The 21,640-nt window shown below is 72.0% G+C and carries 24 protein-coding genes, 1 tRNA gene and 1 pseudogene; 17 read left to right on the forward strand and 9 right to left on the reverse strand.

Features of this window, described 5'->3' with window-relative positions:
* Positions 1-2,144 (reverse strand): M4 family metallopeptidase (locus tag ACH4U8_RS06900; RefSeq protein WP_395776007.1); only part of this gene is annotated, 2,144 nt, incomplete at its 3' end.
* 265 nt (positions 2,145-2,409) lie between these two features.
* Positions 2,410-3,954 (reverse strand): M4 family metallopeptidase, encoded by a 1,545-nt coding sequence (locus ACH4U8_RS06905; protein ID WP_395776008.1) that lies wholly within the window; start codon positions 3,952-3,954, stop codon positions 2,410-2,412.
* Between ACH4U8_RS06905 and ACH4U8_RS06910 the strand changes: the two are divergent.
* Positions 3,879-4,613: pseudogene (locus ACH4U8_RS06910) on the forward strand (serine hydrolase domain-containing protein); the annotation flags it as partial. The gene ACH4U8_RS06905 and the pseudogene ACH4U8_RS06910 sit on opposite strands and share 76 nt — an antisense overlap.
* Before the next feature lie 217 nt (positions 4,614-4,830).
* A complete protein-coding gene (locus ACH4U8_RS06915; protein ID WP_395776009.1) occupies positions 4,831-5,325 on the forward strand; it encodes a hypothetical protein in 495 nt (164 codons plus the stop codon).
* Between the two features lie 67 nt (positions 5,326-5,392).
* Here ACH4U8_RS06915 and ACH4U8_RS06920 read toward each other — a convergent pair whose 3' ends face one another.
* From ACH4U8_RS06920 to ACH4U8_RS06930, 3 genes are all read right to left on the reverse strand, one after another.
* Complete coding sequence (locus ACH4U8_RS06920) at positions 5,393-5,629, reverse strand: DUF2795 domain-containing protein (protein WP_360320768.1); 237 nt, start codon at positions 5,627-5,629, stop codon at positions 5,393-5,395.
* Between the two features lie 220 nt (positions 5,630-5,849).
* Positions 5,850-6,479, reverse strand: coding sequence for a class I SAM-dependent methyltransferase (locus ACH4U8_RS06925; protein ID WP_395776010.1), 630 nt, complete (start codon positions 6,477-6,479; stop codon positions 5,850-5,852).
* Positions 6,480-6,509: 30 nt separating this feature from the next.
* Positions 6,510-7,112, reverse strand: coding sequence for a TetR/AcrR family transcriptional regulator (locus ACH4U8_RS06930; protein WP_395776011.1), 603 nt, complete (start codon positions 7,110-7,112; stop codon positions 6,510-6,512).
* Between the two features lie 200 nt (positions 7,113-7,312).
* Between ACH4U8_RS06930 and ACH4U8_RS06935 the strand changes: the two genes are divergently transcribed.
* The 6 genes from ACH4U8_RS06935 to ACH4U8_RS06960 all read left to right on the forward strand — a co-directional run bounded on the left by ACH4U8_RS06935 (position 7,313) and on the right by ACH4U8_RS06960 (position 12,038).
* Positions 7,313-7,771 carry a hypothetical protein gene (locus ACH4U8_RS06935; RefSeq protein ID WP_395776012.1) on the forward strand — a complete coding sequence of 153 codons (459 nt, stop codon included), beginning with the start codon at positions 7,313-7,315 and terminating at the stop codon, positions 7,769-7,771.
* 122 nt (positions 7,772-7,893) lie between these two features.
* Positions 7,894-8,124: a hypothetical protein gene (locus ACH4U8_RS06940; protein ID WP_360320780.1), complete on the forward strand. Its 231-nt coding sequence runs from the start codon at positions 7,894-7,896 to the stop codon at positions 8,122-8,124.
* A gap of 310 nt (positions 8,125-8,434) precedes the next feature.
* Positions 8,435-9,472 carry a metal ABC transporter substrate-binding protein gene (locus tag ACH4U8_RS06945; protein ID WP_395776013.1) on the forward strand — a complete coding sequence of 346 codons (1,038 nt, stop codon included), beginning with the start codon at positions 8,435-8,437 and terminating at the stop codon, positions 9,470-9,472.
* A 1-nt stretch (position 9,473) separates the two neighbouring features.
* Positions 9,474-10,247, forward strand: a complete 774-nt coding sequence (locus ACH4U8_RS06950) for a metal ABC transporter ATP-binding protein (protein ID WP_395776014.1) — start codon at positions 9,474-9,476, stop codon at positions 10,245-10,247.
* A gap of 7 nt (positions 10,248-10,254) precedes the next feature.
* Entirely contained in the window at positions 10,255-11,184 is a 930-nt protein-coding gene (locus tag ACH4U8_RS06955) for a metal ABC transporter permease (protein WP_360320789.1), read from the forward strand.
* Positions 11,181-12,038, forward strand: a complete 858-nt coding sequence (locus tag ACH4U8_RS06960; protein WP_395776015.1) for a metal ABC transporter permease — start codon at positions 11,181-11,183, stop codon at positions 12,036-12,038. The genes ACH4U8_RS06955 and ACH4U8_RS06960 overlap by 4 nt, the downstream gene beginning before the upstream one ends.
* Positions 12,039-12,340: 302 nt before the next feature.
* Here ACH4U8_RS06960 and ACH4U8_RS06965 read toward each other — a convergent pair whose 3' ends face one another.
* Complete coding sequence (locus ACH4U8_RS06965) at positions 12,341-12,514, reverse strand: TetR family transcriptional regulator (protein WP_395776016.1); 174 nt, start codon at positions 12,512-12,514, stop codon at positions 12,341-12,343.
* 151 nt (positions 12,515-12,665) lie between these two features.
* On the opposite strand from ACH4U8_RS06965, the gene ACH4U8_RS06970 reads away from it, so the two are divergent.
* Positions 12,666-13,085 (forward strand): CBS domain-containing protein, encoded by a 420-nt coding sequence (locus ACH4U8_RS06970; protein WP_395776017.1) that lies wholly within the window; start codon positions 12,666-12,668, stop codon positions 13,083-13,085.
* Positions 13,086-13,176: 91 nt separating this feature from the next.
* The gene (locus ACH4U8_RS06975; protein ID WP_395776018.1) at positions 13,177-14,040 is read left to right on the forward strand and encodes a universal stress protein; all 864 of its coding nucleotides are present in this window, start codon (positions 13,177-13,179) and stop codon (positions 14,038-14,040) included.
* A gap of 122 nt (positions 14,041-14,162) precedes the next feature.
* Here ACH4U8_RS06975 and ACH4U8_RS06980 read toward each other — a convergent pair whose 3' ends face one another.
* Entirely contained in the window at positions 14,163-15,149 is a 987-nt protein-coding gene (locus tag ACH4U8_RS06980; RefSeq protein WP_395776019.1) for an alpha/beta fold hydrolase, read from the reverse strand.
* A gap of 175 nt (positions 15,150-15,324) precedes the next feature.
* On the opposite strand from ACH4U8_RS06980, the gene ACH4U8_RS06985 reads away from it, so the two are divergent.
* From ACH4U8_RS06985 to ACH4U8_RS07010, 6 genes are all read left to right on the forward strand, one after another.
* Positions 15,325-15,837: a methylated-DNA--[protein]-cysteine S-methyltransferase gene (locus ACH4U8_RS06985; protein ID WP_360320807.1), complete on the forward strand. Its 513-nt coding sequence runs from the start codon at positions 15,325-15,327 to the stop codon at positions 15,835-15,837.
* A 69-nt stretch (positions 15,838-15,906) separates the two neighbouring features.
* Positions 15,907-16,365 carry a hypothetical protein gene (locus ACH4U8_RS06990; RefSeq protein WP_395776020.1) on the forward strand — a complete coding sequence of 153 codons (459 nt, stop codon included), beginning with the start codon at positions 15,907-15,909 and terminating at the stop codon, positions 16,363-16,365.
* Between the two features lie 70 nt (positions 16,366-16,435).
* Complete coding sequence (locus ACH4U8_RS06995; protein ID WP_360320813.1) at positions 16,436-16,867, forward strand: GNAT family N-acetyltransferase; 432 nt, start codon at positions 16,436-16,438, stop codon at positions 16,865-16,867.
* 111 nt (positions 16,868-16,978) lie between these two features.
* Positions 16,979-18,052, forward strand: coding sequence for a dihydrodipicolinate reductase (locus ACH4U8_RS07000; RefSeq protein WP_360320816.1), 1,074 nt, complete (start codon positions 16,979-16,981; stop codon positions 18,050-18,052).
* 2 nt (positions 18,053-18,054) lie between these two features.
* A complete protein-coding gene (locus ACH4U8_RS07005) occupies positions 18,055-18,534 on the forward strand; it encodes a carboxymuconolactone decarboxylase family protein (RefSeq protein WP_360320819.1) in 480 nt (159 codons plus the stop codon).
* Between the two features lie 133 nt (positions 18,535-18,667).
* Positions 18,668-18,787: transfer RNA gene (locus ACH4U8_RS07010), tRNA-OTHER, on the forward strand.
* 55 nt (positions 18,788-18,842) lie between these two features.
* Here ACH4U8_RS07010 and ACH4U8_RS07015 read toward each other — a convergent pair.
* The gene (locus tag ACH4U8_RS07015; RefSeq protein WP_395776021.1) at positions 18,843-19,427 is read right to left on the reverse strand and encodes a helix-turn-helix domain-containing protein; all 585 of its coding nucleotides are present in this window, start codon (positions 19,425-19,427) and stop codon (positions 18,843-18,845) included.
* 78 nt (positions 19,428-19,505) lie between these two features.
* Here ACH4U8_RS07015 and ACH4U8_RS07020 point away from each other — a divergent pair, with 78 nt between their 5' ends.
* Positions 19,506-20,978: an MFS transporter gene (locus ACH4U8_RS07020; RefSeq protein WP_395776022.1), complete on the forward strand. Its 1,473-nt coding sequence runs from the start codon at positions 19,506-19,508 to the stop codon at positions 20,976-20,978.
* An 18-nt stretch (positions 20,979-20,996) separates the two neighbouring features.
* On the opposite strand, the gene ACH4U8_RS07025 is transcribed toward ACH4U8_RS07020, so the two are convergent.
* The gene (locus tag ACH4U8_RS07025) at positions 20,997-21,560 is read right to left on the reverse strand and encodes a hypothetical protein (protein WP_360320828.1); all 564 of its coding nucleotides are present in this window, start codon (positions 21,558-21,560) and stop codon (positions 20,997-20,999) included.
* Positions 21,561-21,640 lie beyond the last annotated feature (80 nt).

The following is a 21,640-nucleotide window of genomic DNA, read 5'->3' on the forward strand; positions in this document are numbered from 1 at the left end:
GCGGAGACGCTGTCGAGGTGGGCGCCGAACATGACGACCGAGTCGGCGGGGCCGCCGGGCCAGTCGGCGATCAGGTTGTTGGAGCGGTAGGTGCACGAGGTGCAGGTCTGCTCGCTGACGGTGAAGCCCGCGGCCTGGAGCTTGCCCTTGACGTAGGCGACGGAGGCCGTGTAACCCGCGCTGCCCGCGCGGCGGTTGCCGCCGTTCTGCGACGCGATCTGGTTGAGCTGGGTCAGGTGCGCCTGGACGTTGGTCACACTGATGTTCGGCGGATCGGTCGGGTTGCCCGGACCGGTCACCGTCAAGGTGTACTGGGCGGTGTGGGTGACTGCGCCGGTACCGGTCACCGTCACCGTGAAGGTGCCGGCCGTCGGGTTCGCACCGGCGGACAGGGTCAGGGTCGAGCTGCCGCCGGACTGCACGGTGCTCGGGTTGAACTGCGCGGTCACGCCGTTGGGCAGACCGGAGGCGGTCAGCGCGACGTTCTGCGCCGTGCCCTGGGTGGTGGTGGTGCCCACGTTGATCGAGACGGACGCGTTGGGTACCACGGTGCCCGAGGTCGGGTTGACGTTGATCGAGAAGTCCGGACCCGGGTTGCCGGTGCAGGTCGGGTCACCGGTCTGGGCCGGCACGCTGACCGCGTCCCAGGCCGCCTTGGTCTTGTTGAACAGCGCGCAGGTGGAGTCGAGGGTCTTGGCCGCGTTGAGCGTCGCGGTCCGGTACCTCTTGTAGGTCATGCCGCTGGTCTTGAGCAGCATGCCGCCGTAGAAGACCTTGCCGGCCTGCTGGATGCCGACGCCGGTCAGGGTGCTGCTGTTGCAGGTGGGGCTGGTGGGCTTGCCGCCGCCGGGGTTGGTGCCCTCGGCCAGCAGGTAGAACCAGTGGTTCAGCGGGCCGGCCGCCGCGTGCTCCTCGGTGCTCGGGATCGAGGAGCTGTAGCAGTCCGGGTCGCCGTTGGTGGAGGGCTTGTACATGTAGCGGATCGGGCCCTGGCCGACCAGGTTGACGGTCTCGCCGACGGTGTAGTCGGGGACGTCGTACGGCGAGGGCTCGTTGGTGTACGCCTCGGTCAGCGCACCCATGATGTCGCCGGTGCCTTCACCGAGTCCGGCTTCGCCGCTGGTGCCGCCGGGGGTGTTCTGGTCGATGCCGTGGCCGAACTCGTGGCCGACGACGTCCATCGAGCCGATCCACTGGTTCGACTGGTTGTGGCCGATGGAAATGGACGAGCCGTCCCAGTAGGCGTTGACGTCGTTGAGGCCGACCTTGACCGGCCAGCTCCCGCCGTTGCCGTTGTGCCCGTTGCGACCGAGCCAGTCGCGGAGCATGTTCCATTCCTTCTGCGCCGCCCACATGACGTCGACGCAGCCGGTCTCCTTGCTGGACGCCTGACCGTTGCCCCACGAGTCGCTGGACTTCGTGAAGACCTGGCCGCTGCTGTAGTCGGAGCAGGTCAGGCCGGGACGGTTCGGGTCGCGCAGGGAATACGAACCACCGGAGTTGGTGGTGTCGATGGTGAGCGGATTCGGGCCGTTCCACTGGCTGTTGCCGGTGCCGGCCTTGACGTCGTCGACGGTGTCGAGCACCGTGCCCGTGCTCGCGTCGACGAACACGTGCAGCCTGCTGGGCGCGGTCGCGGTACGACCGACCAGCACGGTTTCCCAGGCCAGCGCACTCTTGTCGTCCTTGACCCGGACGACCAGGCGGTGCGACTCGACCTTGTCCACGACCGCGAGCCTGGTTTTGGAGGTGGCCTCGGCCGCGCCGGCCGCCACCACGGGTTGCACCTGGACGTTTATTCGGGCGTCGGTCGAGGACTGGGTCGCCCGGACCCGGCCCCGGCCGTCCGTGAGCACGACGGCGTCGCCGCCGACCACCGGGATGCCGCGGTAGGTGCGCTGGTAGGAGACGGAGTACAGGTCGTTGACCCACGGGGTCACCGACTGCCGCTGGTACTCCTCGTCGGGACCCTTCGCGAGGGTGTCCAGACCGCTGGCCGCGGCCCGGTCGGCGGCGGAGACCGCCAGGGACTGCGAGCCGGGAGGGGGAGGCGGGTCGGCGGCGGCCGGCTGAGCAACCGTGCCGATCGCCAAACCGGCGAGCATGGCCAGGACGGTCCCGGCCGTGGTCGTTCTGCGATTCATCGAGGCTCCTTGAGTGGAAGGCAAACCTCGACCACGAATCCGGCTTTGTGCCGCGCGCCTTATGGGCGTTGCGGCCGACCGTGCACGCCGGGGTTCGTGCCCGAGCGAGCGAAACACTCACACGGCCACGTGTCCCGAGCGAAGGGATCCGGCGAGGCCAGCAAATACTGGCGAAATCGTGGACCCCGGCGTTCCGGTCGCGCGGTCACCCGCCTCCCGCGCCTCCCGCGCCGCCTCGACGGCGCGGGAGGCGCGGGATCACGGGTCAGGGGCAGGTGGGGTCGCCGGCCGTCGCCGGCACGCCGACCGCGTTCCAGGCGTCCCTGGTCTTCTTGAACAGGGCGCACGTGGGGTCGAGTGCCTTGGCCGCGTACAGGGTCTGCCGCCGTACCTTCGGGTAGTTCGTGCCGCTCGTCCTGAGCAGCAGGCCGCCGTAGAAGACCTTGCCGGCCGGTTGGATACCGACCCCGGTGAGGGTGGTGTTGTTGCAGGTCGGGCTGACGGGCTTGCCGCCGCCGGGATTGCTGCCCTCGGCGAGCAGGTAGAACCAGTGGTTCAGCGGACCGGCCGCCCGGTGCGGCTCCGGCGGCATGGTGCTCGCGTAGCAGTTCGGGTCACCGGCGAGGGAGGGGTTGTACATGTAGCGGAGCGGGTTGGAGCCCAGGTCGACCATCTCGCCGACGGTGTAGTCCGGGACGTCGAACGGCGGGGGTTCGTTGGCGTATGCCTCCGTGAGTGCGCCGAAGATGTCGCCGGTGCCCTCGAACAAGCCCGGGGCCGCGAACGGGTAGCCGGGGCTGGTCTTGTCGATGCCGTGCGCGTACTCGTGGCCCACGACGTCCATCGCGCCCAACCACTGGCCCCTGTTGTCGTGGCCGATGACCACCTTGGTGTCGTCGAAGTAGGCGTTGACCTGGTTCAATCCGACGACCACCGGCCACGTGCCGCCGGTGCCGTTGTGCCCGTTGCGGCCGAGCCAGGTGCGCAGCATGTCCCATTCCTTCTGCGCGGCCCACATGGAGTCGACGCAGCCGGTCTCGATGCTGGTGGGATTGCCGGTGCCCCAGTCGTCGACGGGCTTGGTGAGCACGCCGGCGTTGAACCTCGCGCAACTCAGGCCGGGGCGGGTCAGATCCTGCATGAAGTAGCTGCCGCCGGAGCCGGCCGTGGTGATGGTGATCGGGTCGGGGCCGTTCCACTTGCTGTGGCCGGTGCCGGCGCGCACGTCGTCGTAGGAGTCGAGCACCGCGCCGGTGCGGGCGTCGACGAACACGTGCAGTTTGCCGGGCGCCGAGTCGGTGCGGCCGATCAGCACGGTTTCCCAGGCCAGTCGAGTGGCGTCCGGACCGACCCGCACCACCAGGCGACGTGCGTCGACCCGGTCGACGGCGGCCAGGCGGGTCCGGGCGGTGCTCTCGGCGACGGCGGCGGGGACGGTCGGCTCGGTCGGGACGTCGGCGGGCACCGCGCTGCCCGGCTCCACGACGTGGACCGTGCCGGTGCCGTCGGCCAACACGGCGGCGTCGCCGCCGACGACGGGCAGGCCGCGGTAGGTGCGGGTGTAGGCGATCGAATAGAGGTTGTCCACCCACGGCGTCACCAGGCTCCGCAGATAGCTTTCTCCGGGCACCTTGGCCAGTGCGTTCGGGCCGGCGGCGACGGCCCGGTCGGCCGCGTCGATCGCCGCCGTGCGAGCGGCGGCGGAAAAGGGGGTCGGTGGTGCTGTCGCGTTCGATGGGGTGGTGGTGCCGATCACCAGGCCGGCGAGCAGGGTCAGGACCGACCCGATCGTCAGCTTTCTGCGATTCATCGAGGCTCCTCGGGTTGAAGGACGCCCCGACCACGAATCCGACCACCACTGCGCCGGGTTCGTCGCCCGAGCGAGGGAACCCTCACACCGGGATCGGCATCCGGTCAACGAAGGTCGACGTATCGGCACATTTTGGCGAAGGTCGGCGGATCGAACGGCGGATCGAGCGGCATGTCTTCAGTCCGGCAGTCGAATACGCGATCACGCACGGCAGTCCGTACTTCCCGCCCGGGGCCGGCTCGCACTACCAGGACACCGGTTACGTGCTCGCCGGCTTCGTGATCGAGCGGGTGACCGGACGACCGCTGCACCGGGTCTACCGTGACCTGGTGCTGGATCCGCTGGGCATGCGCGACACCTGTCTCGAACACTGGGAACGCCCGCGCGCCGCGCCGCTCTCGCATGCCTACATCGGCGACGTCGACACGCGCGACTGCAACCCCACGTTCGACACCTTCGGCGGAGGCGGGCTGGTGAGCACGTCGGCGGACCTCACCCGGTTCGTCCGGGGCCTGTTCGAGGGACGCCTGTTCCGCGACCCGCGCACCCTGCGAGCCATGCTCACACCCGGGCCGGACGGACAACTGGCCATGGGAATCCGGCGGTTCGTCCTGGACGGTGAGGAAGTCTGGGTGCACCAGGGCTTCTTCGGCGCCTTCCAGCTCTACGCCCCGGCCCGCCGACTGTCCCTCACCGGCACGATCAACCAGGCCGCGAGCGACTCGCTGCCGCTCCTGGTCGCCGCCTACCGGATCGCGGCCGACCACCGGCAACCCGCCCAGTCCTGCCGCGACCGCACCGGCCGACCCCGAGCCGGACCCGCGACCCCGGCCGGTGCCGGGGTCGCGGGTCCGGGCGCGCACCTACGCTGGGGGCATGGTCTCTTCGGAAGCGGCGGGCGGCTTCGAGCCGGCGACCGGTGCCGAGGTGCGGCCGGCGGCGGCGCCCGGCGCGGGGACGGCGGAGCGGGCGGCGGCGGTGCGGGACGCGTTCGACGCGTTGCTGCGCATTCGCGCGGTGGTGAACACGGCGGTTGCCGATCCGGGTTCGGTGCCCGCCGAGTGGGAGCGGGTGCGGATGGTGCGGGCGATCGGCCTGTCGTTGGAGGCGGCCGGGGTGCCGCCGTCGGCGGTCGACGAGCGGGGCGAACGCACCGCGACCGGCTACTGCGTCACCGCGACCGAGCATCCCGCGGTGGTCCGGGTGGAGTGGCCGGGCCCGAGGGGGAGCGGTGCACGCCACGAGGCGGAGACGGCGCTGCGCGAGTGCGCGCGGGTGCTGGGCGGGCTCGGTTGGGTGGTGCTGGAGTACCGGGGTCGCGCCGGGCGGCGTCACCTGGAGGTCGAGGCCCCCGCGACCGTGCGACGGTGAGCGACGGCACGACGCCGGACGGCGACACCCGGGGACCCGGCCGCCGCCTCGTCCGCCCCGGGCGGTGTCACAGGCCCGGGTCCATGGCCGCGTGTCGGCCGCACAGGGCCATGCAGACCTGGTTCGGCCCCTCGTAGGGGCGTTCCGGCAACATCGCCAACGCCCGGGTGACCCAGGCCGCGGCGCCGTTCGTCGCGGCCGCCGCCGTCAGGGCTGCCGGCCGGGCCGGGAATTGCACGCCGAACAGCGCACACTGCAGGGCGTCGGGTTCCATCAACAATGTCGAATCGCCAGTGCGGCGCATGACTCCTCCAGACCACCACCCGGCACTGTCGATTGTGTGGCCCGGCGGCCGGTCGCGCCGAAGGCGCCGGTGACCGACCCGCTGGGCCGCCTGGCACACGAGCCAGACGAGGTGTCGTGGGGGCTCGGATCCCGGGGCGCCGGCGGTTTTCCGTTCCAGAGCTATAATACGCCGCCCCGGCCCGACCGTGTCGGATCAGGATTCCCGCGGACGGCGCTGGTCAGCCCCGGGCGCGGTACACGAGCAGATAGCGCCAGAAGAGCAAGCGGCGCACCGTGCAGCCGGGCAACAGCGCCGCGGCCTCCCGCCGGATCAGCGGCAACGGCATCGTCGGCGGACGCACCGGCGCGGTGGTGGCCGGCTCGGGTGCGCCGGCGCGCCCGCCGCGTCGCTCCTTCGCCGCCACGACGAGCCGCGCGGCGGCGTTGATCGGGACGGCGGCCAGGCTGTACGCCCAGTCGAGCGGGGTGTGCTCGGGGTGGCAACCCAGGATCACCAGGACCCCACCCGGCGCGAGCGCGTCGCGCAGGCCGGCGACGGTGTCGAACGGGACGTGGTGGATGCTCGCCAGGCACGAGATGAAGTCGTAGTGCCCGGCCGGCAGTTCGATTTCGGTGACGTCGGCGCACCGGAAGCGTGGACGCGGCGCACTCGGCGTGGCCCGGGTCGGACGACGGGCCTCGGCGATTGCCTCCTCGGCCGGATCGATCGCGTCGACCGCGATGCCCGAGGCGGCGAGCCGGCGCGCGAACCGCCCGGTGCCGCAGCCCACGTCCAACGCCGTGCGACTGTTCCTCGGCACCTGGCGCAACAGCAGCGGATGATAGTGGTCGTTGTGATCGAAGGGCATGCCCCGACCCTGCCACAGCCCCTCCCGGCGTCAGTCGGTCGCATCTCCCGCCGCCGCGACCAGGGCGCCGTCCAGGAGCGCGTCCAGGTAGCGCGTCGCCGACTCGGGGTCGTTCCGGTGCGGGGAGTGCCGGATGGCGAAGCCCAGGCCGCAGAGCATGAGCTGGAGGTCGGTGGGGCCCAGGGGCGGGCGCAGCGCCTCGGCGCCGGCCGTACGAGCCAGCAGCTCGCCGGTCGCGCGCAGCAGATGGTCGCGCAGCTCCACGGTTTCGGTGGTGGCGGCGTCGGGGCCGAAGGCGGCCGCGGTGAACGCCTCGTCCTGGGCGTAGGCGGTCAGCGCGGCGGCCAGGAAGCCCCGTAGCGCCTGCCGCGGATCCGGCAGTTCGGCGGCCCGGCGGGCGTGCTGGATCAACTCCGCGAACCGGTCGGCGGCGAGTGCCTCGAGCAGCGCCTCGGGGGTGGGGAAGTGCCGATAGACGGTGCCGACGCCGACGTCGGCGGCCAGTGCGACCGCGTTGAGCTGCGGCGGCCTGCCCCGGCGCACCAGCTCGCGCGCGGCGTCCAGGATCCGGCGCCGATTGCGCGCGGCATCCTTGCGCAGCGTGGGTCTGTGGGGTGCGGCCGTGTCGTCCATGCGGCCGACGCTATCGGCCAAGCGGACGGATGGTCCATGCGGCCGATGGTGGCGGCCGGCGGTCGATCGGCGTCGATACGGCGGTCCCCGGTGGGGTGGATTCGCCGGATCGGGTGAAATCCGGGTCGGTTCGGCCTCGTTGCCGTGCCGACGGCGGAAATCGGAGGTTCTCTCGGAGAGCGGTACCGAGGGAGGTCAGGATGGGGCAGGTCGCGGCCGGTGGCGTTTCCGCCCGGCACGGCGTGTTCGGGGTGATCGTGCTGATCGCCCTGATGGCCCTGTTGCACGCGACCCACGTGCCCGGCGTGGCACACCGCGTCGCGCCGGATCCGGACCGCTGTGCGGTGGGCACGGTCGGCCGCGCCGCCTCGTCCGTCACCGGCGACGTGCCCGGCGACGGGCCGCCCGGCGACCACTCGGTGCGCAGCGCCACGCCCGCCGGCGAGACCGGTGGCCGGCACGGCCCCGCCGTCGGCCCCGCGTGCACGTCGGCCACCGCCCGGCCGCGGCACCATTCCACCACCGCGTCGGCCGCCGCCCCGGTGGGCACCGTCGGATCCCGGCCGGCCGATCCGGCCCTGGCCGGCGAACTGCGCGCCCGTACCGCCACGGGCCTGCCCGGACCGACCCCGGTCCGGACCGTCGTCCTGCGCTGCTGAGCGATCACCGCCGCCGAGCCACCGCCGTCCGGGTCCCGTCCGCCGGACACCCCCGGGGCGCGTGGCCGGACCGGCGTGTCCGCGTTCGATTCCTCAGCCCCGCGAACCCGGGAGATTCCGCCATGCCCCTTGACGCATATCTGCTCATGAGCGCCCTCGTGCGCGCCGAAGCCGTCCGTTCCGCCGCCGGCGCCGGCACCGCCGCGACCTCGGACACCCCGGTGCCGACGGCCGCTTCGGGCCGGACCGCGGCCGAAGCAACGACCCCGGAGGGCGATCCGACCGGCGCCGCCGGCGCCGCGGCCGAACGGCGGGCCGATCCACAACCACCGGCTGCGGCGTCGAGGCCGTAGCACCCGCCCGCCCCACCTCGGTGTCCCCCGGCCCACCCGTGCCGGGGGACACCGGCGTTTTTGGTGTCGTCGCCCGTGCACATCCCATCCGGGCCATCGGTGCGCCGTGACCGACCGTTCGAGGAATTCCTCGACCCGAGCGCCTGATGCCGACCCGCGCTCGACCCCGGCCGGGCTCTCCCCGGTCCCCGGCCGCGCTCGACCCCGGCCTGGACACGGGTTTCTCAGATGATTATGGTTTTCATTATCGGACGATCGAGGCGACATCCGCCGATCGATGCGTCGATACACCCCTGCCTGGAGAGTTCTCATGCGCATATCCACCCGCGCGATGTTCGCCGTCGCCGCCACCGCCCTGACCGCCGCAACCCTCACCGCGTGCGGCTCCGACGACAAGGACACCGACGACGGCAAGGGCGGGAACCGGATCGAGTCCGCCGGACCGGCGGCCGGCGCCGGTACCGGGCCCCGGATCAAGGTCGTCGCGACCACGACGCAGGTCGCCGACTTCGTGCGCAACATCGGCGGCGACCGGGTCGAGGTGACCCAGTTGATCAAGGCCAACGCGAGCGCCCACGAGTACGAGGCGACGCCGGCCGACCTGAACGCGCTGCGCGCGGCCAAGCTGGTCGTACAAAACGGCGTCGACATGGAGAAGGCGTGGTTGCCCAAGGCGGTTCGGGCCGCGGGCTTCGAGGGCCCGGTCGTGGACACCTCCGTCGGGGTGCAGTTGCGCAAGGGCGAGCACGAGGAACACGAGGAACACGGGAAGTCCGCGGAGCCCGAGAAGCACGAGGAACACGGCGAGTACGATCCGCACATCTGGCACGACCCGCAGGCCGCCAAGGTGATGGTGACCAACATCGCCAAGGCGTTGAGCACCGCCGACGGGGCCAACGCCAAGGTGTACGAGAACAACCTCGCCGGCTACGGCGCCAAACTCGACGCCCTGGACGCCGACAACCGGGCCAAGCTGGACACCATTCCGGCGGCCAACCGCAAACTGGTCACCAACCACGACGCGCTGGGCTACTACGTCGACCGTTACCGGCTGGAGTTCGTCGGCTCGATCATCCCGAGCTTCGACGACCAGGCCGAACTCTCCGGCAGCCGGATCGAGGACGTCGTGGCCAGGATCAAGGCCACCGGCGCCAAGGCGGTGTTCGCCGAAAGCGCGCTGCCGCCCAAGACCGCCGCGACCATCGCCCGGGAGGCGGGCGTCAAGGTCGTCGACGGCGACGACTCGCTCTACGCCGACTCGCTCGGCGCGCCCGGCTCCGCCGGGGCCACCTACCTCACGGCCGAGGCGCACAACACCGACACCATCGTCGCCGCACTGCGGGGCTGAGGTGAGCGAGCCCATCGAGACCACACCGGATCCCGTGCGCTTCACCGAGGCGACCATGGCCTACGACCGCACCCCGGCCCTGAGTCGGGTCGACGGACGCGTCCCGGCCGGCCAGGCGGTGGCCCTGGTCGGTCCCAACGGCGGCGGCAAGTCCACGCTGATCAAGGCCGTCCTGGGCCTGGTTCCGGTGGTCGCCGGCGCGGTCACCGTGGCGGGGCGCCGCCCGGCCGCGGCCCGCGCGCTGGTCGGCTACGTACCGCAGGCGGCCGATCTCGACCCGGAATTCCCGGTCACCGCACGCCAGGTGGTGCTCATGGGCCGCTACCGGCTGATCGGCCGACTGCGGCGACCCGGCCGCCGAGATCGGGCCGCCGCCGACGAGGCGCTGGCCCTGGTCGGCCTCGCCGACCGCGCGAACACCCGCTTCGGCGCCCTGTCCGGGGGCCAACGCCAGCGCGTCCTGCTGGCCCGCGCGCTCTCCGCGCAACCGCCGATCCTGGTCCTGGACGAGCCGTTCAACGGCGTCGACGCGGTGAGCCAGGAGGCCCTGATCGACGCCCTCGCCCAGGCCAAGGCAGCCGGCACCGCGGTCCTGGTCAGCACGCACGACCTCGCCGTGGCACAACGGCTGTGCGAGCAGACCTGTCTGGTCAACCGCAGGCAATTCGCCTTCACCCGAACCGAGTCCGCGCTCACGTCGGAACTGCTGTGCGCCTGCTACGGCGGACAGGTCCTCGAACTCGACGCCGGGCGCCTCGTCGTCACCCCGGGCTGAGGCCGCCGTGGACACCACCCTGCTCCTGGAGCCCTTCCGGGTCCCCTACCTGACCCGGGCCCTGATCGAACTCACCATCCTGGGCGTCCTGTGCGGCACCGTCGGCGCGTTCGTCGCGCTGCGCCGACTGGAGTTCGTCGCCGACGCGCTCACCCACACGGTATTCCCGGGCGTCGCGATCGGCTTCGCCCTCCAGGGCGCCGACGGCGTCTTCGAGGGCGCGCTGATCGCGGCGGGCATCACCGCGTGCGTACTGACCCTGCTCACCCGCAACCGGCGCACCAGCGACGACGCCGCGCTGGCCATCGTCCTGACCGCGATGTTCTCGATCGGGGTGATCGTGGTCTCGCGCAGCCACTCCTATGCCGCCGACCTGCAGACCTTCCTGTTCGGCCAGATCCTCTACACCTCCCGCACGCAGATCGTCGAGACCGCGGTGGTCGCCGTGCTGTGTCTGGCCGTGCTCGCGGCGCTCGGCCGAGAACTGTTCCTGCGCAGCTTCGACGTCGAGGCCGCCCGCGCCGCCGGCCACCGGGTCGGCGCGCTGGACCTGGCGTTGAACCTGGTGATCGCGCTGACCGTGGTCGCCGCGGTCCGCACCATCGGCACCGCGCTGGTGCTGGCGCTGCTGGTGGTCCCGGCGGCCATCGGCCGCACCCTGGGCGGCCGACTGGGCACGATCGTCACGATCGGCGTCGGCTCGGCCGTGCTGTGCGGATACTTCGGCCTGATCATCAGCTACACCGCTTCGATCGACCACGACGTCGCGCTGCCCACCGGGCCGACCGTCGTCCTGACCCTGGTCGCGGCCTACCTGCTCGCCCTGGTCGCGGCCGGCCTCGTCCGCCGGCGCGGCCTGCGCGCGTCCGCCCACGCACCGGCCGCAGGAATGCCCGCCCCGTCGGGTCTTCCCCGGCCGACCGGGAGCCCCCGATGACCTGGTTCGACACGTACACCCACCGCGCCTACGCCGAGGCCGGTCTGGTCGGTCTGCTCGCCGGCGTCGTCGGCGTGCAGGTGGTGCTGCGCAAGCTGGCCTTCCACGCCATGGCGATGACCCATGCCACCTTCCCCGGCGTCGTGCTCGCCTCGATCCTGGGCCTGGACATCTACCTCGGCGGTGCCGCGGTGGGCGTGGTGTTGTCGCTGGCCGTCGTCGGCCTGACCCGACGACCGGGCCGGACCGCGTCCGGTGCGACCGGGGTGATCCTGGCGGCCGGCTTCGCCCTGGGCGCCGCCCTGGTTGCCGCCGGTCCCGCCGGAGACCGCAAACTCTCCGCGTTCCTGGTCGGTTCCATCGTCACCGTCGACACCCACGACCTCGTGGTCACGGCCGGCACCGCGGCGGTGATCCTGCTCGTGCTCGGCCTGTGCGCCAAGGAACTCACCTTCGCCGCGTTCGACCACGAGGGCATGCGTGCCGCCGGGCATCCGGTGACCGCGCTGGACCTGTTGCTCCTGCTGATCGTCCAGGCCGTGATCGTGGTGCTCACCCCGGCGGTGGGCATCATGCTCACGATGGCGTTGCTGGTGGCGCCGGCCGCCACCGCCCGACTGTGGACCGACTCGCTCGCCCGCACCACCGTGCTGGCCGGCGCACTGGGCATCGGCAGCGCGTCGGCCGGGCTGGAGATCTCCCGGCACTACGACGTCGCCGCCGGAGCGACCATCGCGCTGGTGGCCGGCGCCGTCTTCGTGCTCTCCCTGCTCCTGTCCCCACGGCACGGCCTGCTCGCCCGCCTCGTCGAACGCCGACCCGCCACCGGCTCGTCGACCGGCGCAATCGGCTGAACCCGCCCGGAGGTTCGGGGTGCGGCGCGGCGGGTCATCGGAAGATCGGGTGTGCCGCCGTGTCGATGTGGGCGCAGGTCTGCTCCGGGTGGGTGCGGCCGGAGGTGATGTCGAGCAGGCAGGCGACCAGGACGTGTCCCGGGGCCGGCGCCTTGCCCTCGTCGTCCGGCCGGCCCGGGTCGTCCGGCGCGGAAGGAGACGATGCCCGCCTCGACGAGGGCCGGATCGCGGGCCACCCGACGCACGATGTCCCGGAAGGCCGCGCCGCCCCGGTAGGTCACCTCGCCCGGGTGGGCGGCGGTTCACTCGGCCCATTCGATCACCACATCGTGCAACAGCCGGTCCTTGGACCCGACATAGCGGTACACGGTCGCCGGCGTGGTGCCCGCACAGGCGGCGATGTCGCGGTCTGCCGAGCACCTTCGTCCGCCGCCCGGCCCACCTGCCGCCGCCCCCGACCCCACGTCGGGCGCCATCGAGGGTGTTCCGGTCGGGCCGTCATTCACCCGGGTGGCCGACCGGGAGTGGGGCGGAGACGATGGAAGGACCGCGTCACGGCGCTCGCGGCGTGGTCCCGAGCCCGCGGTCGGTGTGCTGCCGTCGGCGGGCCTGACGAGAGGCACCATCATGACCATGGCCAAGGACATCATGCACGAGGGCGCGCAGTGGATTCCGCAGACCGAGACGCTGGATCGGGCCGCGCAACTGATGCGCCGACTCGACGTGGGTTCGCTCCCGGTCAGCGACGCGAACGAGCGGCTGTGCGGGATCATCACCGACCGCGACATCGTCATCAAGTGCCTTGCCGCCAGCCACGACCCGGCGCGCGTCACGGCCGGCGAGCTGTGCGAGGGCACGCCCCGCTGGATCGACGCGGACGCGGACATCGCCGAGGTGCTGAGCGAGATGCAGGTGCACCAGATCCGTCGACTGCCGGTGATCGCGCGTAAGCGCCTGGTCGGCATGATCAGCGAGGCGGACGTGGCACGACACCTCTCGGAGGAACAGATCGCCGCCTTCGCCGAGAACGTCTACGCGGCGCGCTAGCGGGAGAATCCACGCGACGCGGCCGTGCGCGTGTCGGGCAATGCGCGTGCCGGGCCGTGCGTGTGCCGAGCGCCCCGTCGAGGTGAATGTCATGTCGTCCACACACAGCGAAGTCGCTCTCGGGGTCCTGGTCGGTCACGACGGTTCGCCCGCCGCCGACCGGGCCCTGGATTGGGCCGCGCAGGACGCCGTCGCCCGGCGGGTACCGCTGTACGTGGTCACCGCCGTGCCGGTCGGCGGGCTCGGCCACCGACATCGGGTCGAGCTGCGCGAGCGGGCACACGCGCTGGTCGACGCCGCCTGCGCCCGGGTGCGCGCGCACTTCGCCGGAGCGGTCGTGGAGGGCTCGGTCCGTGAGGGCGACGCCGCCGAATCGCTGCTCGCGGCGAGCGCCCGCGCGGACACCATGGTGATGGGCAGTCGCGGTCACGGCGGCTTCACCGGCCTGCTGCTGGGATCGGTGTCGCTGCGGGTGTGTGCGCACTCGTCGTGCCCGGTCGTGGTGGTGCACGCCGACGCGGCCGAGGACGCGAGCGGTGTGGTGGTGGGCATCGCCGGCCCCGAGGACGGACCGGCCGCCGAGTTCGCGGCGGACCGGGCGCTCCGGCTGGGCGGGCTGCGTGGTGTGCACTCGTGGGCGCTCCCGGTGACGGGCCTGGCGCCCAGCCTGATGTTGCCGTCGATGTACGACGTCGACGAGATCGCCGCCGAGCGCGGCCGGATGGTCGACACGGTGCTCGATCCGATCCGGTTCGAGTATCCCGAACTGCCGGTGGACACCGTGGTGATGAACGGGTCGGCCGGGCGCGACCTGGTCTGCGTGTCCACCGGCGGCGCCCTCGTGGTCGTCGCCTCGCACCGACGACACGGCCCCCTGCCGATGAGGTTGGGCCCGACCACGCACGCCGTCCTGCACCACGCCCACTGCCCGGTGGCGGTGGTCCCGGTGCTCTGACCGCGACTTCGGCCGGGCCCGACCCACCGGATGTCGCGGTCGACACCGAACGTCTGTTCACCGCCCGAGCCCGTGCCGGAGTCGGCGCGTGCCGGCAACCCGTCTTCCGGGCAAGGGACTTGTCAGCTCGGTAGGCCGGCCAGCCAGTCGACCAGAAGCCGGTCGACCTCGGTGGGGCGCTCGTGGTGGAGCCAGTGGCCGCAACCGTCCAGGATCCGCGAGTGGACCAGGCCGGGCAGCGTGGTGGGGAATGCCTCGATCGCGTCGGACAGCCACATGGTGGAGGCGTCCAGGGCGCCGCCCAGGAACAGCGAGGGCTGGGTGATCGGCGCGCCGGCGTAGGCCGCGAGGTCGGCCCAGTCCCGGTCCATGTTCCGGTAGCGGTTGAGCGCGCCGGTCATCCCGGTCCGCTCGAACTCACCGGCGTAGACGTCGAGATCGGCCTCGTCGAGCCACCCCGGCAGGCGACCTTCGGGGAAACGGTCGCGCAACCGGCCGCCGCGGCCGACGAAGTGCGGGTCCGGCGCGTCGGCGGCCGGCATCGTGTCGGCGGACAGCGCGGCGTAGAACCCGGCCAGCCACCCCCGCACGTCCGGCTCGATCTCCGCCTCGGCGCGGCCGGGCTCCTGGAAGTACCGGACGTAGAACTCCTCCTCGCCGCCCATCGCCGCGAACACGTCACCGGGCTTCGGCCCGCCCGGCGGGGTGTACGGCACACTCAGCAACCCGACCGCGCGAAAGACGTCCGGCCGCACGAGCGCGGACCCGGCGGCGATGGTCGAGCCCCAGTCGTGCCCGACGATCACCGCCGAACGCTCGCCCAGCGCCTCGACGACGGCGACGTTGTCCTCGATCAACTCCAGCATTCGATACGCGGCGACGTCCGAAGGCTTGGACGAGCGGCCGTAGCCCCGGACGTCGATGGCGACCGCCCGATGGCCGGCCGCCGCCAGGTTGGCCAGTTGCCGGCGCCAGCCGTACCAGGAATCGGGGAACCCGTGCACGAGCAGGACCAGCGGGCCGGTGCCCTGCTCCACCAGATGGATGCGGCCGGCGGGGGAGGGGATCAGCCGATGGACGGGGGCCGCGGTGTGGGCAGGCCGTGTCATGAAAACTCCCGGGTCTGGGTGCGGACCCCGATCATGTGGCGACTTTTCCACCGTCACAAACTTCTTTGCCGCTTCGGCAAACCGCGCCGGATCGCACATCCCGCGGGCTCCGCGCGGCCGGCGGACGCGGGGGTGAAGGATGGGCACACACATCGCGACAGGGGAGATCGGCACCATGGACACACGGCACTCGATCGTCGACACCTCGCTGGGCGGGCTCACCGTGGTGGCGGCGCAGGATGCCATCGTGGGCCTCTACTTCCCGCAACACTGGTACCTGCCTCCCGAGGAGAGCCTCGGCCGGCGGGTCGACCATCGCCGGGACCCGTTGCTCGCGGCGGCGGCGACCCAATTGGCCGAATACCTCGACGGCGACCGGACCGCGTTCGACCTGCCCATCGCCACGCACGGCGATGCGTTCCAGGAGCAGGTGTGGGCGATGCTCCGGGAGATCCCGTTCGGCGAGACCACCACCTACGGGGCACTCGCCGAGCGGTTGGGGAACAAGGCGCTGGCCCAGTCGGTGGGCCAGGCGGTCGGGCACAACCCGATCTCGATCATCGTGGCCTGTCATCGCGTCGTCGGCAGCGACGGGAAGCTGACCGGCTTCGCCGGCGGACTCGAACGCAAGCGACGGCTGCTCGAACTGGAGGAATCCGAGAGCACCAGGGCCGCCCGGCTGTTCTGAGCCCCGACGCGGGTCGACCCGGGCGCTGCGGGGAAGCCGGTTACGACTCTTCGACTTACAGTGACTGTCATGGACGATTTCTTCGGCGTGTCGGGTGAAGAGGCGCCCGGGGACGCCTTGCACGAGTTGGCCGAGCAGACGACCCGGCCGGGCTGGCCGGCGGCGGATCCCGCAACGGATCTGCTGCCCAGACTGCGCGTCGCCTGTGATCTCCCCGGGTCGCCCTGGCGGCTGCGCGGCGCCACCGTATTGCCGGACGGCGTCTACGCCGTCGACGTCGAGCACGCCAGACCGCGCAGCCCCCGCCTGTTGGCCGACGCGATCGAACTGCTCGCCGGGATCGCCGGCCCGGCCTTCTTCGTCCGGCACACGGACGCGGCCACCTTCGACTGCGTCACCGGCACCCTGCAACGCGACACCCCCGGCCCCGGCCGAGGCCACCTGCTCCGGCTGCGCCTGATCACCCCCGGGCGGGACGGGGTGCCCGGCCTGCGGGCGCGCGCGGAGGCCCTGGTGCCCACACTTTGAACGCGGCCCGGACAACGGGCGGCCGATTAACGGGTGGTCGTCCGCAGGGGCCGGCTGGTTGGATCCGGGGATGGACTTTCACCTGCCCGACGGCTACGAAATCTCGACCGACCCGACCCGGCTCGACGCCGCGCTGATCCACCGCTGGTTGTCGCTCGACGCGTATTGGGCGTTGGGGCGCACGCGGGAGAAGCTGGACACGGCGATCGCCGGGTCGCTCAACTTCGGGGTCTACGACACGGCCTCCGGGGCCCAGGTCGGCTATGCCCGGGTGATCACCGACGGGGCCACCTTCGGCTGGCTCTGCGACGTGTACATCGCGCCCGACGTCCGGGGCAAGGGCCTGGGCACCGCGTTGGCCGCGCACGTGCGGGACCACCTCGCGCCCGCCGGCATACGGCGCCTGATGCTGGCCACGGCGGACGCGCACGCGGTCTACGCGCAGGTGGGCTTCGTACCGCTCGGCGCCACCGACACGTGGATGGTCCTGGGCGAACAGTGAGCCGTCCGGGCACGGCGACCGAGCCCGCGTCGGACGCGGGTTCGGCCAACCGGTCATCTTTTCCGGTCGTGGCCCTATGAACCGTCGAGGGCCCTCGCTACCCTCCAGCGCATGATTTCCACGGTTGTCTGGGGTACCGGGAACGTCGGCCGTGCGGCCATCCGCGCCGTCGAGGCGCATCCGGCGCTGAAGCTCGCGGCGGTGTTGGTGCACAATCCCGACAAGGTCGGCCGCGATGCGGGTGAACTGGCGGGGTTGGACCACGAGTTGGGTGTCGCGGCCGAGAACGACATCGACGCGGTGCTGGCCGCCGGGCCGGGCGCGGTGGTGTACGCCGCGTCCGGCGACATCCGTCCCGACGAGGCGCTCGACGACATCGTCCGGGCGATCCGGGCCGGTGCCGTGGTGGTCACCCCCGCCCTGTACGCGCTCTACGACCAGCGCAACGCCCCAACGGAGTTGCGCGAGCCGGTACTTGCCGCCATCGCGGCGGGCGGCGGGTCGCTGTTCGTCTCCGGCGTGGACCCGGGCTGGGGCAACGACGTACTGCCGCTGCTGATCAGCGGGTTGGGCACCACCGTGGACGCGATCCGCTGCCAGGAGATCTTCGACTACTCCACCTACGACCAGGAGGACTCGGTCCGGAATCTGGTCGGCATGGGGCAGCCGATGGACTACGGGGCGCCGATGTTGTGGCCGGACATGCCGACCATGGTGTGGGGCGGGCAAATCCGGTTGATGGCACGGGCGTTGGGCGTCGAACTGGACGAGATCCGGGAGACGATGGACCGCCGGCCGCTGGAGAGCACGGTACGCACCACGACGATGGGCGAGTTCGAGGCGGGCACGCAGGGCGCGGTGCGGTTCGAGGTGCAGGGCATCGTCGACGGCGAGCCCCGGATCGTGATCGAGCACGTGACCCGGATCCACCCCTCCTGCGCGCCGGACTGGCCCACACCGCCCAACGGCGACGGGGCCCACCGGGTGGTCATCGAGGGACGCCCGCGGATCGAGGTGACGGTCGAGGCCACCGACGAGGGCACGAACCGGTCGGCGGGCGGGAACGCCACCGCGGTCGGCCGACTCGTCGGCGCCATCGACTGGCTGGTCGCCGCCGAACCCGGGCTCTACGACGCGCTCGACATTCCGCTCCGTCCCGCAGTCGGCAAGCTCGGAAGGAAGTAACCATGCAGATCGACATTCCCGAGGACAAGGACCCGCTCGCCTACGTGTGGGCGGAGATGGTGCCCGAGATCGGCATCGCGGCCTCCACGTTCTCGATGAAGGTCTACGACGCCTCGAAGCTGGGCCTGCGCGAATTCGAGGCCGCGCGGCTGCGGATCGCCCAGATCAACGGGTGCATCTTCTGCCTCGACTGGCGCACCGAACGCGACGGGGACAAGGTCGAGGACGGCTTCGACGTCGCGGTCACCGAGTGGCGCACCACCGAGGTCTTCGACGACCGCACCCGGTTGGCCGCCGAATACGCCGAGCGGTACGCGGTGGACCACCACAACCTGGACGACGAGTTCTGGGCCCGGATGACCGCGCACTACACCCAGGCCGAGATCGTCGAGCTGAGCATGGCGATCGGGTCCTGGCTGGCCTTCGGTCGGCTCAACCACGTGCTCGGGCTCGACTCGGTGTGCGTGTTGCCGAGCCACTGAGTGCCTCTCGGGGCCGCGCCGGGATCCTCCGGGGCGGCCCCGACCCGGTGCGCCGCGGCGAAAAATCGGGTGGCCCGCGCGTGCCGCGCAACTACGCTCACCCCCAGCGGGATTGCGCGGTTCCGCAGGTTGGGGTGCCGTGGCAGAGCGGCCCATTGCAATCGACGCGGCGGAGGTTCCCGTCGCGTCGATCGAGGGGGTAACGGGCGGGCCTGCCCGTCCCCTTCCGCGGGTTCGAATCCCGTCGGCACCGCAACCGCCCCGAGCGCGTCGTGGCCGGGGTGCCCGGCACGCGCCGCCGCCGGTGGTCAGGAGTGCGGTTTGGCGCGGACGTGCATGCGCTCGCCCTGTCTGCCGAAGAGGCTGAGGATCTCGACCGGGCGGCCGTCCGCGCTGCCGAACCAGTGCGGCAGCCGGGTGTCCCACTCGGCGGCCTCGCCCGGGCCGAGGACCAGGTCGTGGTCGGCCAGTACCAGGCGCAGTCTGCCGGTGAGCACGTACAGCCACTCGTAGCCCTCGTGGGTGCGCAGATTCGGCTCGGTGCCCCGGTCGGCGATGATCATCTTGAACGCTTGGAGCGGGCCGGGGGTTCGGGTCAGCGACACCGACGTGCCGCCGCTCGGCAGCGGGCGCGGGGTCAGCCGTACGCGGGGGTCGCCGACCTCGGGCGCGCCGACCAGGTCGTCCAGCGGTACGTGGTAGACGCCGGCCAGTGGCAACAACAGTTCCAGGCTGGGCCGGCGTTGGCCGGACTCCAGCCGGGACAGGGTGCTCTTGGAGATGCCGGTCGCCGCGGAGAGCGCGGCCAGGGTGAGGCCGTGGTGGGCGCGCAGGCGCCGCAGTCGTGGCGCGACCTCGTCCAGGACCGCTTGATGGGCCGGTGCGTTGTCCATGGGGGCATTCCACTCCGGTGTCCCGAAAATGGCAACAAGAATTGCCGGGAGAGTGCGGTGCGGAACACCCTCCTCGGCATGAGCCCACACGGTGCAATCCGAAGAACGACCGACGCGCCGGCAACCGAGGCGGTGACCGGCGGTGCGAAGCAGGCAGCGGCGGTGCGCTGGGCGTTGGCCGGGCTGTCCTCGTCCATGTTGGCTGCGTCGCTCGGCACCAGCGTCGCCAATGTCGCGCTGCCGACCCTGGCCGGCACGTTCGACGCCTCCTTCCAGGCGGTGCAGTGGGTCGTCCTGGCCTACCTCCTCGCCATCACGACCGTGATCGTCGGCGTCGGGCGGCTCGGCGATCTGTTCGGTCGGCGCCGGTTGTTGTCGGCCGGGATCCTGCTGTTCACGGTGGCCTCGGTCCTGTGCGCCCTGGCGCCCTCGTTGTGGCTGCTGATCGCCGCGCGGGCGGCGCAGGGCCTTGGCGCGGCCGCGATGATGGCGCTGACCATGGCGTTCGTGGGCGAGACGGTGCCCAAGGCGCGGACCGGGCGCGCGATGGGCCTGCTCGGCACGATGTCCGCGATCGGTACCGCGCTCGGCCCGTCCGTGGGCGGTGCGTTGCTGGCCGGACCCGGCTGGCGGATGATCTTCCTCGTCAACGCGGCGCTGGGCCTGGTGACGCTGGTCCTGGTGTACCGCCATCTGCCGATCGACCGACGCGAGGCCGGGACGGCGCGGGCCGGCTTCGATTACCTGGGCACGCTGCTGCTCGCGCTGACGCTCGCGGCGTACGCGCTCGCCATGACGCTCGGGCACGGCCGTTTCGGCCGACTCAACGTGGCGCTGCTGCTCGCCGCCGTCTTCGGGGTCGTGCTGTTCGTTCGGGCCCAGGGGAGGGCGGACGCACCGCTGATCCGGCCGGCGATGTTCCGCGAACCGATGCTGGGCGGGAGCCTGGCGATGAGTGTGCTGGTGTCGACGGTGATGATGGCCACGCTCGTGGTCGGGCCGTTCTACCTCGCCCGCACGCTCGGGCTGCGGGACACCCTGGTCGGGCTCGTGTTGTCGGTCGGTCCGGTGGTCGCCGCGCTGATCGGGGTGTCGGCCGGTCGCCTGGCGGACCGGTTCGGCGCGACTCGGATGACCGTGGTCGGGCTCGGTGCGATGGCCGTCGGCGCGTTCGGGTTGTCGATGTCACCGGCGTCGTTCGGCGTGGCCGGCTACCTCGTGCCGATCGTGGTCGTCACGGCCGGCTATGCGGTGTTCCAGACCGCGAACAACACCGCCGTGCTGGCCGATGTCCCACCGGACCGACGGGGTGTCGTGTCCGGGATGCTCAACCTGTCGCGCAATCTCGGGCTGATCACCGGAACGTCGGTCATGGGCGCGGTGTTCGCGTTCGCGTCGGGCACCGACGACGTCACCACGGCGCGGGGCGGGGCGGTCGCCGACGGGATGCGGGCCACGTTCGTGGTCGCCGCGCTGTTGCTCGTGCTCGCGTGGGGCATCGCGGTCGGCGGCCGGGTGTCCGCGCGTCGGGTGGCCCGAGGCGCGCGGTAGTGGGTCGGCCCGCCCCGGTCAGGCGACGATGTACCACGCGTTGTCGAGGTACTGGAGGGTGATGTCGCCGAGGCCGCTCTCGGAGAACCGGACGGTGGCGCGGACCGCTCCGACCGGGACGTGCACCTTGTCGGGCGGACGCACCGAGACCAGCTTGGGGTCGACCGTGGCGGTTTGCAGGGCCTTCTTCTGCGCGGGGGAGATCATTTGGAAGGTGATCGGGAAGGACGCGGTGCACGGGCCGGCGCCCTCCCGCTCGGCCTGCTTGGCCGCCGGGCCGGCGATTTCGCAGACCGTGGTGAGGTCCTCGCGGCCCACGGCGTGCAGGTACTGCTCGTAGCGCTGGATCGCCGCCTCGGTCGACCGGCCCTGCGGTGCCGCCCGGGTCTGGGACGGGGCCGCCGGGCTCGGTGCGCCGGAGGCGGTCGATGCCGGCGGTGCGGATGTCGCCGGCGGCGGAACGACCGCGCCGGGTGCGGTCGTCGAGGGCGGGGGCGCGGTTCGGTCCTTCGCGGAGTCGGTGTCGTCGCAGGCCGCCAACAGGATGACGGCCGATACGGTCACGCCCACGATCGCCCGCACGCGATGCTCCCCTCGCTGAGATCACAGGCGGCCGATGCTACTGCGGTCCGGGAGGTCTCCACCGAGGCTTTTCCCCCGTA

The sequence above is a fragment of the Embleya sp. NPDC020886 genome, from assembly GCF_044333915.1.
GTDB lineage: Bacteria > Actinomycetota > Actinomycetes > Streptomycetales > Streptomycetaceae > Embleya.

Bases quoted from the DNA above. Each gene is read 5' to 3' on its own strand.
- ACH4U8_RS06905 (WP_395776008.1), bottom strand. From the start codon at position 3,954: ATGAATCGCAGAAAGCTGACGATCGGGTCGGTCCTGACCCTGCTCGCC.
- ACH4U8_RS06915 (WP_395776009.1), top strand. From the start codon at position 4,831: ATGGTCTCTTCGGAAGCGGCGGGCGGCTTCGAGCCGGCGACCGGTGCC.
- ACH4U8_RS06920 (WP_360320768.1), bottom strand. From the start codon at position 5,629: ATGCGCCGCACTGGCGATTCGACATTGTTGATGGAACCCGACGCCCTG.
- ACH4U8_RS06925 (WP_395776010.1), bottom strand. From the start codon at position 6,479: ATGCCCTTCGATCACAACGACCACTATCATCCGCTGCTGTTGCGCCAG.
- ACH4U8_RS06930 (WP_395776011.1), bottom strand. From the start codon at position 7,112: ATGGACGACACGGCCGCACCCCACAGACCCACGCTGCGCAAGGATGCC.
- ACH4U8_RS06935 (WP_395776012.1), top strand. From the start codon at position 7,313: ATGGGGCAGGTCGCGGCCGGTGGCGTTTCCGCCCGGCACGGCGTGTTC.
- ACH4U8_RS06940 (WP_360320780.1), top strand. From the start codon at position 7,894: ATGCCCCTTGACGCATATCTGCTCATGAGCGCCCTCGTGCGCGCCGAA.
- ACH4U8_RS06945 (WP_395776013.1), top strand. From the start codon at position 8,435: ATGCGCATATCCACCCGCGCGATGTTCGCCGTCGCCGCCACCGCCCTG.
- ACH4U8_RS06960 (WP_395776015.1), top strand. From the start codon at position 11,181: ATGACCTGGTTCGACACGTACACCCACCGCGCCTACGCCGAGGCCGGT.
- ACH4U8_RS06965 (WP_395776016.1), bottom strand. From the start codon at position 12,514: ATGGCGCCCGACGTGGGGTCGGGGGCGGCGGCAGGTGGGCCGGGCGGC.
- ACH4U8_RS06970 (WP_395776017.1), top strand. From the start codon at position 12,666: ATGACCATGGCCAAGGACATCATGCACGAGGGCGCGCAGTGGATTCCG.
- ACH4U8_RS06975 (WP_395776018.1), top strand. From the start codon at position 13,177: ATGTCGTCCACACACAGCGAAGTCGCTCTCGGGGTCCTGGTCGGTCAC.
- ACH4U8_RS06980 (WP_395776019.1), bottom strand. From the start codon at position 15,149: ATGACACGGCCTGCCCACACCGCGGCCCCCGTCCATCGGCTGATCCCC.
- ACH4U8_RS06985 (WP_360320807.1), top strand. From the start codon at position 15,325: ATGGACACACGGCACTCGATCGTCGACACCTCGCTGGGCGGGCTCACC.
- ACH4U8_RS06990 (WP_395776020.1), top strand. From the start codon at position 15,907: ATGGACGATTTCTTCGGCGTGTCGGGTGAAGAGGCGCCCGGGGACGCC.
- ACH4U8_RS06995 (WP_360320813.1), top strand. From the start codon at position 16,436: ATGGACTTTCACCTGCCCGACGGCTACGAAATCTCGACCGACCCGACC.
- ACH4U8_RS07000 (WP_360320816.1), top strand. From the start codon at position 16,979: ATGATTTCCACGGTTGTCTGGGGTACCGGGAACGTCGGCCGTGCGGCC.
- ACH4U8_RS07005 (WP_360320819.1), top strand. From the start codon at position 18,055: ATGCAGATCGACATTCCCGAGGACAAGGACCCGCTCGCCTACGTGTGG.
- ACH4U8_RS07015 (WP_395776021.1), bottom strand. From the start codon at position 19,427: ATGGACAACGCACCGGCCCATCAAGCGGTCCTGGACGAGGTCGCGCCA.
- ACH4U8_RS07020 (WP_395776022.1), top strand. From the start codon at position 19,506: ATGAGCCCACACGGTGCAATCCGAAGAACGACCGACGCGCCGGCAACC.